Source organism: Streptomyces sp. NPDC001663 (genome assembly GCF_042893105.1).
Lineage (GTDB): Bacteria > Actinomycetota > Actinomycetes > Streptomycetales > Streptomycetaceae > Streptomyces.
Genome location: NZ_JBIAUR010000020.1, coordinates 43,077 through 56,276 on the forward strand (window position 1 = coordinate 43,077; position 13,200 = coordinate 56,276).

General features: G+C 69.1%; 10 protein-coding genes and 1 tRNA gene. 7 read left to right on the forward strand and 4 right to left on the reverse strand.

Annotation, left to right across the window (positions count from 1 at the left end; all coding sequences use genetic code 11):
• Position 1 precedes the first annotated feature (1 nt).
• Together ACFY1L_RS45475 and ACFY1L_RS45480 are read left to right on the forward strand one after the other, a co-directional pair.
• Entirely contained in the window at positions 2-670 is a 669-nt protein-coding gene (locus ACFY1L_RS45475) for a class F sortase (RefSeq protein WP_388839209.1), read from the forward strand.
• 445 nt (positions 671-1,115) lie between these two features.
• Entirely contained in the window at positions 1,116-2,126 is a 1,011-nt protein-coding gene (locus tag ACFY1L_RS45480) for a glycoside hydrolase family 6 protein (protein ID WP_388839212.1), read from the forward strand.
• 20 nt (positions 2,127-2,146) lie between these two features.
• Here the strand turns inward: ACFY1L_RS45480 and ACFY1L_RS45485 are convergent, their stop codons facing one another.
• The 4 genes from ACFY1L_RS45485 to ACFY1L_RS45500 form a co-directional block, all read right to left on the reverse strand.
• On the reverse strand, positions 2,147-4,084 hold the full coding sequence (locus ACFY1L_RS45485) for a galactose oxidase-like domain-containing protein (protein WP_388839215.1): 1,938 nt from the start codon (positions 4,082-4,084) through the stop codon (positions 2,147-2,149).
• A complete protein-coding gene (locus ACFY1L_RS45490) occupies positions 4,081-6,081 on the reverse strand; it encodes a glycosyltransferase family 2 protein (RefSeq protein ID WP_388839218.1) in 2,001 nt (666 codons plus the stop codon). Before ACFY1L_RS45490 ends, ACFY1L_RS45485 begins: the two co-directional genes overlap by 4 nt.
• A gap of 316 nt (positions 6,082-6,397) precedes the next feature.
• Positions 6,398-7,114: a FadR/GntR family transcriptional regulator gene (locus ACFY1L_RS45495; protein WP_388839221.1), complete on the reverse strand. Its 717-nt coding sequence runs from the start codon at positions 7,112-7,114 to the stop codon at positions 6,398-6,400.
• Positions 7,115-7,218: 104 nt separating this feature from the next.
• Positions 7,219-7,292, reverse strand: a tRNA-Lys gene (locus ACFY1L_RS45500).
• Between the two features lie 187 nt (positions 7,293-7,479).
• Here ACFY1L_RS45500 and ACFY1L_RS45505 point away from each other — a divergent pair.
• From ACFY1L_RS45505 to ACFY1L_RS45525, 5 genes are all read left to right on the forward strand, one after another.
• Positions 7,480-8,925, forward strand: a complete 1,446-nt coding sequence (locus ACFY1L_RS45505; RefSeq protein WP_388839224.1) for a peptidoglycan-binding protein — start codon at positions 7,480-7,482, stop codon at positions 8,923-8,925.
• 73 nt (positions 8,926-8,998) lie between these two features.
• Positions 8,999-10,114 carry an SPFH domain-containing protein gene (locus ACFY1L_RS45510; protein WP_388839227.1) on the forward strand — a complete coding sequence of 372 codons (1,116 nt, stop codon included), beginning with the start codon at positions 8,999-9,001 and terminating at the stop codon, positions 10,112-10,114.
• A gap of 110 nt (positions 10,115-10,224) precedes the next feature.
• The gene (locus tag ACFY1L_RS45515; protein ID WP_388839230.1) at positions 10,225-10,830 is read left to right on the forward strand and encodes a lytic polysaccharide monooxygenase; all 606 of its coding nucleotides are present in this window, start codon (positions 10,225-10,227) and stop codon (positions 10,828-10,830) included.
• A gap of 96 nt (positions 10,831-10,926) precedes the next feature.
• Positions 10,927-11,442 (forward strand): hypothetical protein, encoded by a 516-nt coding sequence (locus tag ACFY1L_RS45520; RefSeq protein WP_388839233.1) that lies wholly within the window; start codon positions 10,927-10,929, stop codon positions 11,440-11,442.
• Positions 11,443-11,482: 40 nt separating this feature from the next.
• Entirely contained in the window at positions 11,483-13,141 is a 1,659-nt protein-coding gene (locus ACFY1L_RS45525) for a long-chain-fatty-acid--CoA ligase (protein WP_388839235.1), read from the forward strand.
• The last annotated feature ends 59 nt before the right edge of the window (positions 13,142-13,200 follow it).

The following is a 13,200-nucleotide window of genomic DNA, read 5'->3' on the forward strand; positions in this document are numbered from 1 at the left end:
GATGTCCGACGAGCATGGGCATTCCTCCGGCACCGGACGTCTCCTGACGGGCGTGGCCTGGGCCGTGCTGCTGCTCGGGCTGTGGCTGTGGGGCCGGCAGGTGACCGACATACGGCAGGGCATGGCCGCGCCGACCACCGGCGAAATGGCCGCGGTCGGACGGCCTCCCGATGCGGAACTGCCGCCCGCGGCACGTCCGTTGGGGGACGCGCTGCCGCAGCGCATCGACATCCCCGACCTGGGCGTCCAGGCACCCGTGGTGGCCCGCGGCCTGGACGCGCAGGGGGCGGTCGATCCGCCGCCCTTCGACCAGGCGGGCATCGTCGGCTGGTACGCGGCCGGGGTGAGACCGGGGGCGGCCGGGGCCGCGCTCATGGTCGGGCACGTCGACACCGAGACCCGGCCCGCCGTCTTCTACAAGCTCAGCGTCCTGCGGCCGGGCGAGAGGATCCGGGTGGCCCGCGACGACGGCAAGGTCGCCGACTTCACCGTGGACGACGTCCAGGTCCTCACCCGCGACCGCTTCGACGCCCGCCAGGCCTACGCCCAGCGCGAATCGGGCCGCGCCGAGCTGCGACTGATCACCTGCGGCGGCACCTTCGACCGGGCGAGCCGCACCTACACGGCGAACGTGATCGTCTCGGCGTACCTCACCGGAACCGGAGTCTGAGCGCACCGGCCCGCACCTGGCCCGGTCGGCGGCCCGCTCCCCCCGAGGCCGCCGACCGGGCTGGTCCTCAACCGCGCGCGCACGGGCTGCGGGAGTAACCCGGCGACCAGCGCGGGAGGTTCAGGGGCCACAGCGGCTGTCATGGCCGGGGGCTGGGGCCATCTGAGAAGACTCTAGAACGGATGAGCGCCAGAACCTAGAGGGTGATTAACGCCAGGTTCCGCTACGGTGGCTCTCCGTCATCCGCGCTGGTGATTCAGGGTTCTACGACCGCCTTCCGGTCGTTTTCGCCACCTGGGGCGCAACTCGGCGTCGTACGCCGCCCGTTGGAGCGCCGACCCCCGGTGCTGTAACAGCTCGCCGACAAGGCCCGGGTGATCTCGTGGGTGCCGCGAGGCGTATGTCAGGATTGAGACTTCGACCGGTGCACCCAAGGGGGAGTTGGATGTACGGCATGAGGGGGGCCGGAATGCGGGCTTCCGCGGCGGTGCTGGGGGCGGCACTGCTCGTCGCGGGATGTTCCTCCGGAGGCGACGGCGACAAGGACGCCGGCGCGAAGATCACTCAACAGCCCAAGGCCGGCGACCCGTTCTGGGTCAACCCGGACGGCAACGCCGCGAAGCAGGTCGCCGCCTACGCCAAATCCGGCAAGGACGACGAGGCCGAGCAGATCCGCAAGATCGCCGAGCAGCCGACCGGCGAGTGGATCGGCCCGGAGAACCCCGAGCAGGAGGCCCAGGGCTTCACGGAGGCCGCCGAGAAGGCCGACCGCACGGCCCTGCTCGTCCTCTACAACATCCCGCACCGCGACTGCGGCCAGTACTCGCAGGGCGGCGCGGCCGACGGCGACGCCTACCGCACCTGGATCGACGGCGTCGCGGCGGGCATCGGCGACCGCTCCGCCACGGTCATCCTCGAACCGGACGCCGTACTGCACCTGGTGGACGGCTGCACCCCGGAGGAGTTCCACGAGGAGCGGTACGACCTCCTCAAGGGCGCGATCGGCAAGCTCAAGTCCCTGAAGAACACCAAGGTCTACCTGGACGCGGGCAACGCCGGCTGGGGCCACCCCGACCAGATCTTCCAGCCCCTTCAGTGGGCGGGCATCGCCCAGGCCGACGGCTTCGCGGTCAACGTCTCCAACTTCTACTCGACGAAGGACTCCATCGCCTACGGCAAGCAGCTCTCCGCCAAGGTGGGCAACAAGCACTTCGTCATCGACACCAGCCGCAACGGCAACGGCCCGTACACGGCCGGAAAGGCCGACGAGAACTGGTGCAACCCCCCGGGCCGCAAACTGGGCGAGTCCCCGACGACGAAGACGGCGGACCCGCTGGTGGACGCGTACGTGTGGGTCAAGCGCCCCGGGGAGTCGGACGGCACGTGCAAGGGCGGCCCGAAGGCGGGCCAGTGGTGGGCGAGTTATGCACTCGCCCTTGCCAAGGCCAGTCAGTAGCAGCCGAAGCTACTGACCGGCTACGGAACCTTGACCCACTGCGCCTTGCTCGGCGTCCCCTGGTCGTCGTCGACGAACAGCATGTACCACCCCGACTGCACCAGGTTCTTGCCCTTCGGCACGGTCACCGTGATCTTGTTGCCGGACGTCTTGAAGTCCAGTGCGATCGACCGCTGATCGACATCCGTGACGTGAGTCGACGCACTGGGCCGGATCAGCCGCACCTTCTTGATGGCGGAAGCCTGCGGTGACGTGAACGTCCCCGTCCCGCCCCGAGCGATCGTCTGCGGACCGCCCGAGAGCGACGGCCGGGAATCCCGGTACAGATACGGCGGCGTGTAGATCTCGATCCGCTGCTCGAACTTCCCCGGCTTGGTGTTGGCCTTGTCCGCATACAGGGAGTCCGACCCGAAGAACATGACCCGCCCGTCGGGCAGCAGAATCGACCCGGAGTGGTAGTTCCGCCCCACCAGCGGATCCGCCACCCGCTCGAAGGAGTTCGTCTCCGTGTTGTACAGCCGCGCCTGCAGGATGTTGGAGTCACCGCGCCCGCGATAGTCCTCCGAACCGCCCGACACCAGCACCGAGTCGTCCGGCAGGATCGAGGACTGCGGATACCGAGTCCCCTTCTCCAGGGTCGGCCCGTCCGTGAACTTCGGGTTCTTGTCCTTCAGATCGATCAGCCGCGTCTTGTTGCTGGACGCCTTGGACTCGCCGACGCCGCCGCCGCCGATCACCATGTACTTCTCGTCCTGCGCCGGAGGCAGCAGCACCGTCCCGGACGTCTCCATCTCGTTCGCGTCGCTCAGTCCCGGCAGCTTCGTGAACTTGTTGGTGTCGACGTCCCAAATACCCGGAATGCGACCGACGTTGTCCGGCCCGTACCCCGCATTCGACCCCGAGTAGAAGATCTTGCCGTTCTGTAGCAGGAACAGCGCCGGGTACGTCGGGAACTGCCGGATCTTCTTCGTATACGTCCACTTCTTGGTCGCCGGGTCGAAGACCTCGTTCTTGCCCGGCACCAACTGCCCGATGTCGTCGAGCCCGGAGACGCTGAGGATCTTGCCGTCACTCAGCGTCGTGAGCGTCGGGTACCAGCGGGCCTCGTTCATCGGGTCGACCTTGATGTACTTCTCGGCGACCGGATCGAACTCGAAGGCATCCCGGATCCCCTGGAAGTCCTTCTTGTCGAGCGCGAGCTTCTGCGCGATGCCGTACGTGTTGCGCGCCTCGGTACCGGTCAGACCCTGGATGCGGTAGTTGTCCTGCGTACCCGTCTCGTACTTCGTACCGCTCTTCCTCGCCTCGACGTAAATACGGCCCAGGCCGGGATCGTTGCGCAGGAACTTCCCGGTCGCCTTGTCGAAGACCTTCTTCGCGCGCGGCACGAGCACCGGGTCCTTGGACACGAAGGTCTTGCCGTTCTCCTTGCCCGTGAACTTCGTCCCCGCGGGCAGGGTTATCGGCTTGTCCGGGTTCTCGTTGTGCACCACCATCAGGCCGCCGGCCTTGGTGACGTCGCCCTTCAGCTTCTCGTACCGCTTGGTGCCGCCCGCGATCAGCAGATTGCCGTTCGCCAACTGCGTGTGGCCGGTGCAGAAGAGGTCCTTCGGCGTCGGGATCTTCTTGATCGTGCCCTTGACCGGGTCCCAGATCCGGGTGTCGAACTTCTTCGCGTCGAAGTTGTCCTGGTTGTTGCCCGAACCCGCGATCAGCAGCACCTTTCCGGTGCGCAGAAGCGCCGCGTGGATGGTGTCCTGGCGGTACTCGGGCGGGAACTCGACGATGTCCCAGTGCCCGTTGTCCGCCTTGTACTCGGGTCTGTTGATCTTGTACTCGTGGTACTTCTCGGTCCCGACGCGGTAGAGCCAAGGCCCGTTCATCCCGGCCAGCGCGAGCACCACCGCCGTGCCGATCGCGAGTCGACGGGCGCGGCGGCGGCCTGCTCGGTCGTTCATTCCTTACGTCCCCCAAATCCACCAAGGGCGATCTGCATCGTCTGGTCATTGCCCGCGTCCGGGCCTCCGCCGGAGGCGGCCCAGGTGGGCTTGTGCCCGGAGCCGTGCGGCGCCTGCCGGGCCGGCAGCGGCTGCGGCTGGTACGCCGTCGCAGGCGTCGCCGCCGGGTCCTGCGCCTCCGCGTACACCGGCGCGGGCGGCTGCTTCTTCGCCTTCCGCAGCGAGTACCGCCAGGCGAAGATCGGCGATGCGGTGATCAGCAGGGCGAACGTGGCCCAGATGATCATCGCCGGGTGCGAGTGCCCCAGCGTGAAGCCGGCGCCGATGGAGGCGCCGAAGACCAGGATGAAGAACAGGTGGATCCGGAAGGTCCCGAACAGGGTGTCCGGGCTCGCCGAGTCGCCCTTGGGCGTCACCACGAACTTGCTCTTGCGGCGCAGCACGGCGTCCATCAGCGAGCGGGCGTAGATCGGCGCGGAGAGCGCCGACATCACCATGCCCGCCACACCGCCGGAGCCCTCGGGCTCGTGCGGGGAGACGTTGTGCCGGCGGTTCCAGATGTAGAGGCCGATCTGCAGCGCGGAGGCGTTGCCGTACAGCATCAGCCAGACCGTCGGGTCGATGTTCACACCCGAGGCGCCCAGGCCCAGGAACAGCGCACAACTCAGCGCCGCCAGGATCCAGTTGAGGGCCGACATCGGGTAGAAGATGATCATCATCGTGTAGTTGAAGAGCTTGCCCGGAGGCAGCGAGAACCAGCCCTTCCAGTACTGCTTCAGAATCGTCTCGTACGTCCCGCGCGACCAGCGCAGCTGCTGCGTGAAGAAGTCCGTCCAGGCACCCGGGCCCTCACCGACCGCCAGCACGTCCGGCGTGTACACCGACCGCCACTTCTTGCCCGTCGCCGGGTTCCTGTGCCGGTGGATCTCGAAGCCGGTCGCCATGTCCTCGGTGATCGAGTCGTACAGACCGCCGATCTGCTTGAGCGCCTTGATCCGTACGGCGTTCGACGTGCCGACGAACATCGGGGCGCCGTAGAAGTTGCCCGCGCGCTGGATGAGGGCGTGGAAGAGGAACTGCTGAGACTCGGCGGCCTTGGTGATCGGGTTGTCGTAGTTGCCGTACACCTGCGGGCCGATGACGAAGCCGACGTCCGGGTCGCGGAAGAAGCCCAGCATCCGCTCCAGGTAGTTGGGCAGCGGGACGTGGTCGGTGTCGACCGAGGCGAAGTAGTCGTACTCGTCGCCGTGCGCCTGCAGCCAGGAGTTGTAGTTGCCGTGCTTGGTCTTGGCGCGGAACGGGCCCTTCTTCTGGTTCCACTGCTCGACTCCCTTGCGGGAGAAGTGGTGCACGCCGAGCCGCGCGCAGACCGCCTTGACCTCGTCGTCGTCGCCCTCGTCGAGGAGCCACACATGCAGAAGGCCCCGGTGTCGCAGCCGCACGGCCGCTTCCAGGGTCTTCGTGACCATCTCCAGGGGTTCCTTGCCGGGCACGTACGTCGTGATGAACGCCACTCTTGTGCCGGTCTCCGGCACCACCGGGACCGGGTCGCGGGCGACCAGCGTGGCGTGCGCGTTCGACAACACGTTCATGCAGCGGAAGAACTCGATCAGACCGATCGAGACGAGCATCACGACGTCGAGCGCCGGCAGGAAGTCGAAGGCGGGGTAGTCGCGTTCCGTCCAGTGCTCCGGCTGCAGCAGCCAGCCCAGCAGGACCAGCGACAGCAGCGGCGCGGCGCCCAGCATCAGCGCGGCGCGCAGCCGGTGCGGCTCCTGCGAGAGCAGTGAGCGGTACTGCACCTTGTACGGCTTGCTCGGGTCGGGCTGGGTGAGGGGACCGGCCAGCCGGCTGTAGTGCTCGTAGTCGTATCTCGGCAGGTTCTTCTTGATCCTGCGGAACTGTCCCGTCGTGCTGTTCCGATGCGAAGGCACCCTGAGCTGGGTGGTTTCAGACGGGTCGAAGTTATGCCCGGCGCCCGTCGGCGTCGACGTCATGAGTCATCCCCCCACACGCAGGTCACCACGTGTTGTGTCGGTTCCTTCCGTCCATGTCGAGTCCCCCTCGACTCTTCACAGACGTATCAGTGACCGGCCGCAGTCACCACACTTTCCACACCCATAGACATGGAACCGCGACCTTCCGGTTGCATGATGCCCCCCTCGGCATCCGTTCGTGAACGGGGCCCCCTATCCCCGCAGACCCGGCAACCGCTTACTTGACCCCCAACTGCCGCGTATCCGCAGCATCTTGAAAAACAGGGTTCTACGGCGTTCATCATGATCGCAAGATGCGAAACGCGGTGTTTACCGGTCATACGCGTTCATTGTGGCGCCTGTGGGGGTCTTGTGGACCAGTTGTGGACAGCCGGGCGCGGATGTTGCCGAAGTGCTCTCTTATGGCCTCCTCCGCCCGTACGGAATCGCCGGACCGCACCGCGTCCAGGATGTCCCGGTGCTGGCTGCAGGTCACTTTCGGATCCTGCGGCGCTCCCCCGAGGTCGGTCTGCACCCGGTGGAAGGCGTCCCAGAACGCCTCCAGGACCTCACCCAGCAGCACGTTGTCCAGCCCCCGGTAGAGGGTGGCGTGAAAAGCCCGGTCGGTCTCGGCGAGGCCGGCACCTCCCTGCGCGGCCTGTTGTTCCATACGTCCCACGAGCCCGTCGAGTTCAACGAGGTCCCGTTCGGGAATCCGCCCCGCGAGCCGGGAGACGAGCCCCGTCTCCACTGCCTCGCGCAGCTCCAGCAGCTGGAGCAGGGAGTCCTCTCCTCTGTAGTGCCCGGCGACCGTGCGGAAGGCGAGGCCCTCGATCATCGGGGCCAGGGACATGGGGCCCACATAGGTCCCGAAGCCGTGCCGGATCTCGACGATGCCCATCGCCTGCAGCGCCTTCAGCGCCTCGCGCACCGAGTTCCGGCTCGCGCCCAGGAACTCCATCAGCTCGGGCTCGGTCGGCAGCGGCGCCCCGGAGGGAAGCCGGCGGTCGACGATGAGCTTCTTGATCCGCTCCTGGAGGTCTCGGGCTGCCATGGCCAGAGAGTATCCGGCCAAACGAGGGGAGCTCCCCGTTCCGGACAGTCTTGGTTCAGGGCATACAGAAGGCCCCTCGCTCTCGCGAGGGGCCTTCCGGTCTGTGCGCCGCCAGGGACTCGAACCCCGGACCCGCTGATTAAGAGTCAGCTGCTCTAACCAACTGAGCTAGCGGCGCCTGCTGACGTCGTAACTCTACCGGACGCCGGGGCGTGCTCCGGACCAACGGGCCTCGGGGCGGACCCGGCCCCAGCGGGCCGCCGTACATCATTCGGACCGTCAACATGCGCGTCGGGAAGAGCGTTGGGAAACTGATCATCGTGCACAGAGGCGGTCATTTCCATCTGGAGTGTGAGGGGAATCGCATGGCGACTCCGGTATTCGAGGAATTCGATCCGGCAGGCGACTGCGATTGCCCCGGATGCGCGCACTGGCGCCGCGTCCTCCCCTATGCGCGGTCGGGCCGGCACCCGGCCGCCCACCGGACCGTGATCGTGGCGGCCGCCGCGTCCGCGGCCCTGGGTGCGGGACACGTGGCACCGGCGCTCGCGGCTCCGTACGCACCCCCCGGCCCGGGTGTACCCGCAGGTGACGAGGTCGAGAACCCGCAGGGCCCCAGGGCTCCGCTGTACGGCCCGGCCGGCAAGCCGGCCAAGCCCAAGGGTGCGGTCAAGGCGCCCCTGACCACCCGCGCGGAGATCATCGACCGGGCCAAGAAATGGGTCGCCGCACAGGTGCCGTACGACATGGCCGCGTACTGGTCCGACGGTTACCGGCAGGACTGCTCGGGCTACGTCTCGATGGCCTGGAGCCTGCCCCAGAACGAATGGACCGGCAGCCTCGACCAGTTCGCGGAGCGCATTTCCAAGGAGGAACTCCAGCCGGGCGACATTCTGCTGTTCCACAATCCGGCGAACCCGCAGAAGGGCTCGCACGTCGTCATTTTCGGCGGCTGGACGGACTACACCCACACCTACTACACGGCCTACGAACAGACACCGCCGCACGCCCGGCGGCAGCCCACCCCGTACGGCTACTGGAGCCACTCGGAGAGCTACCTCCCCTACCGGTACAAGGGGCTCTCGGCCGACGCGTCGGGGCCGAAGCCGAACCCGCCGGCCACCGCCCCGACGCCGTACCCGGGAGCGGTGTATTTCGGCCCCGGCGCGAACAACAAGTACGTCACCCGGCTCGGGGAGATGCTCGTCAAGCGCGGTGGCAAGCGCTTCTACACCTCGGGCCCGGGCCCGCGCTGGTCCGACGCGGACCGCAAGGCCACCCAGGCCTTCCAGACGGCCCAGGGCTGGAAGGGCGCGGCCGCCGACGGGCTGCCGGGGCCGAAGACCTGGGAGCTGCTGGTGTCCGGGAAGGGCAAGGACATCCCGGCGACCGGGGTGGCGGGTGAGGGGGTGCCCGATCCAGCGACCGGGGTGCCGGGTCAGGGGGTGCCCGATCCGGCGACTGGAGTGCCGGGTGAGGGGGTGCCCGATCCGGCGACTGGAGTGCCGGATCAGGGGGTGCCCGATCCGGCGACCGGGGTGGCGGGTCGGGCGGTGCCCGCCTCGCACGGGGTGCAGGGCTATCCGGGGCGGGCGTTGTTCCGGCCCGGCGCGGACAACGGGTACGTCACCCAGCTGGGGGCGCAGCTGGTGAAGAAAGGGTTCGGCAAGTACTACACGACCGGGCCGGGACCGCGCTGGGGCGAGGCGGACCGGCGCAACGTCGAGGCCTTCCAGCGCGCCCAGGGCTGGCGGGGCGGCGCGGCGGACGGCTATCCGGGGCCGGAGACATGGAGGCGGCTGTTCTCCTGAGCGGTCGGTTTCCTTTGGCGGTTCGTTTCATCCACCTGTTGTGACGCATCTGGCGCGGAGGCTGGAGGCACGCATGAGTACGACGACCACTTCACACACGCCCGAGTCCGAGGGGCCGGGCGGCAGGCCGGGTCGCCTCATCCAGAACGAGGCGACCACCGAGATCCCCGTCCACCTGCTGTTCCGCGACGACCCGGCCCCGGTGTCGGTGCCGCTCAGGCCCGCGGTCGTGGCCCGTCGGCAGGGGACCGGGGAACAGCCGCGGTTCCGGCGCCCGCTGCCGGCGAAGTCGCGGCCCACGCCCGAGGTCGACCCCGAACTGGCCGAGCGCCCGGCCCGGGTGCTGCCCGGCACGGCGGGCATGCTCGCCGGTGCCTGCGGGGCGGCCGGGTGCGTGGCCACCTCGTGGTGGGCCGGCGTCCTGCCGCCGCTCGCGCTGGCGGCACTGCGGCTGCCGGCCTACGCGGGCGCCGGGCTCGGTCCCGCGCAGTGGGCGGCGTACGCGGGTGCCGGGGCCCTCGGGCTGTTCGGCTTCGGCGGGCTGGCCCGTGGGCGGACCGGGCGGGCCTGGGTGCTGGGGCTGTTCGGCGGCTACCGGGGGACCGTCCGGCGCACCGGCCTGATGTGGGTCAACCCGCTGCTGCTGCGCCGCCGGGTCGACGTACGGCTGCGGCACTGGCGCAGCGAGCCGATGCCGGCGGCCGACGGCAACGGGGTCGCGCTCAGGGCCGTCGTGCTGGTGGTGTGGCGGGTGCGGGACACCGCGCGGGCGACGCTCGGCGTCGAGGACCACGAGACGTATCTGCGCGAGTGCGTGGAGGCGGCCCTCGCGCGGGTGCCGGTGGAGACGCCCGGCGGTACGAGGGGCTCGGTGGAGGCGGCCGTGGACGCGCTGACCCGGCTGGTCGCGGCGGACACGGCACCGGTCGGGCTCGAGGTGTTCTCCGTCCGGCCGGTCCGGGTCGAGTACGCCCCAGAGGTAGCCGCCGCGATGCACCGCCGCCGTATCGCCGCGCTGGACGCGCAGCAGCGGGCGAGCGTGCTGACGTCGGTCGTGGACTCGGTGGAGGACACGGTGACGCGGCTGACCATGCGGGGTCTGGTGGAGCTGGACGACTACGAACGCAAGGCGCTGGTGAAGGACTTGACGGTCGCGTTCTGCTCGGGGCGCGGAGAACAGGGGCCGTAAAAGGTCTCCGTGATTGGTATGGACATGTTCAACTAACGGCAATAATCTGGAGCTTGGTCTAGACCTGCACGCCTCAGGAACCTCCCCCACGTTCTCCAGGGAGCGGCAGCATGCGCAAAAAGACCAAGTGGTACGCCGCCGTGGTGGGTCTCGCCACCACCGGGGCCTTCGTGCTCTCCGCCGGCGGCGCGAGCAGCCACGGCTACACCGACCTCCCCATCAGCAGGCAGAAGCTCTGTCAGAACGGCACCGTGACGAACTGCGGCGACATCCAGTGGGAGCCGCAGAGCGTCGAGGGGCCCAAGGGCTTCCCCGCCGCCGGACCGGCCGACGGTCAGATATGCAACGGCGGTGTCAGCAGGTTCAGTCAGCTCAGCTCGCCGAAGACACCGTCCGGCGGTGCCTGGCCCACCACCAAGGTGACGGGCGGTCAGAGCTACACGTTCCGCTGGCAGTTCACCGCCATGCACGCCACGACCGACTTCAAGTACTACGTCACCAAGCAGGGCTGGAACCAGAACCACAACCTGGCCCGCTCCGACCTCAACACCACACCGTTCCTGACGGTGCCGTACAACGGTCAGCGTCCCCCGGCCACCCTCTCCCACAGCGGCACACTGCCGTCCGGGCTGAGCGGCCACCACGTGATCCTCGCGGTGTGGACGATCGCGGACACGGGTAACGCGTTCTACGCCTGCTCCGACGTCACCTTCTGACCCGCCCGTGGATCTCTGAGCGTTACTTGAGACAGGCGTGCCTCCCCCGGGGGTAGGTTCCCCACACCAGCAGTACCTGACCTCGGGGGAAGCATCATGGACCTGTTCTTCTACCTCGTACCCGGCCTCATCCTGGCCGTCGTCCTCTTCGGCGCGTACCGCGTGGTGCGCCGCTCGCTGCAGATCCGCAGCGCGTGGAACAGCGGGCTGACGGCCGAGGCGCGCTGTCTGCGGATGTTCACGACGACCCACGGCGGCAGCGGCGACACGTCCGTGAGCACCACGCTGCACCACGTGTACGAGTTCACCGCGCGCGACGGCCGCGTCGTCCGCTTCGAGGAGGAGGGCGGTCCGGCGACCACGCTGGAGGGCGACTTCGTCACCGTCCACTACGCCGAGGGCGCCAACGTGGTCGCCACGGCCAAGGCCCCCCGCCGGGCCACGCTGGCCGCGTCCACCGTCGCCATCCTGGCGTTCCTCGGGGTGATCGCGGTGTTCTGCGTCGGCTTCATGGTCACGTACCACGAGATGTCCACAGTCTTCAGTTTCGGTGAGGGCACCGACGACACCACCAACACCGTCGTCGTCGACGGCGTCACGATGACCCCGTGACCCTCCACATCTGACGGTCCATCAACTACCGTGCGCCGCCATGGAGTCCAACAGGCGCACGGTCGCGGAACTCGTGGCGGAGCGGTGGGGCGACCACCGTCCGGGGCTGTGGTGTGGGGAGCGCGTGTTCACCCACCACGAGGTGGCCGCGGGTGCCGCGGCCCGGGCGGCACTGCTGGCCGACCTCCTGCCGCCGGGCGTCGAGCCCCACGTGGGGGTGCTGCTCGACAACACCCCTGAATATCCGCTGTGGCTGGGCGCGGCTGCCCTGGCCGGAGCGGCCGTCGCCGGTATCAACCCCACTCGCCGAGGCGCCGAACTCGCCCGCGACATCCTGCACACCGAGTGCCGCATCGTCATCACCGAGCGCGCCCACCTCTCTCTCCTCAACAGCATCCAAATCCCCGGCGTACGGCTGCTGTTGACCGACAGCGAGGAGTACGACGACCTCCTCGCGCCGTATACGACCGCCGAGCCGGACGCCTCCCGCGCCGCTCCCGGGGACCGGTTCCTGCTGTACTTCACCTCCGGCTCGACGGGCGCCCCCAAGGCCGCGATCTGTTCCCAGGGTCGGCTCGCGGCCGCCGGTGCCTCGCTGGTCGGGCAGTTCGGGGTGCGGCGCGAGGACGTGCACTACGTCTGCATGCCGATGTTCCACGGCAACGCGGTGATCGCCGACTGGGCGCCCGCGCTGGCTGCCGGGGCGGGCGTGGCGCTTCGGCGGCGCTTCTCGGCCTCCGGATTCCTGGCGGACGTACGGCAGTTCGGGGCGACGTACTTCACCTATGTCGGGCGGGCCGTGCAGTACATCCTCGCCACCGAGGAGCGCGACGACGACCGCGACAACCCCCTTCGGCTCGGCTTCGGCACCGAGGCGGGGGCGGTGGACGCGGCGGCCTTCGAGCGGCGGTTCGGGGTGCGGCTGGTGGAGGGGTACGGGTCGTCGGAGGGCGGGGCGGCCGTGCAGTGGTCGCCGGGGACGCCGGCCGGGGCGGTGGGGCGGGCGGCGCCCGGTCTCGTCGTACTCGATCCGGAGACCCGTGAGGAGTGCCCACCCGCTCGTTTTGATGCGGCCGGGCGGCTGCTCAACGGGGACGCGGCCATAGGGGAGTTGGTGAACCAGGGGCCCAACCCCTTCGAGGGGTACTGGCGCAACCCGGAGGCGGAGGCCGAGCGGCGGCACGGGGGCTGGTACTGGACCGGCGACCTCTTCTGCCGGGACGCCGACGGCTACCTCTACTTCGCCGGCCGCACCGACGACCGTATCCGCGTCGACGGCGAGAACCTGGCCGCCGCGATGATCGAGAACATCCTCGCGCGGTACGAGGGTGCCGACGCCGTCGCTGTGTACGCGGTGCCGGATCCGGTGACCGGGGACCAGGTGATGGCGACGGTCGCCGGGAGCTTCGATCCGGCGGAGTTCGCCGGGTTCCTGGCCGCGCAGCCCGACCTCGGGACGAAGATGGCGCCCCGGTTCGTGCGGGTCGTGGAGCGGATGCCGGTCACGGCGACGAACAAGATCCATCGGGCGCGGCTCAGGCGCGAGGGGGTGCGGTGCGCGGATCCGGTGTGGTGGCGGCCGCCGGGGGAGCGGGCGTACCGGAGGCTGGCCCGCGGCGAAGACGCCGAAGGGCCTCTCGCTCCCACGAGAGGCCCTTCACCGGTGCGCCGCCAGGGACTCGAACCCCGGACCCGCTGATGCTGCATTTTCCGGGGGATAACCCCCGGACCCCCAGCCGCTCCTGCAGGACCCGGGAG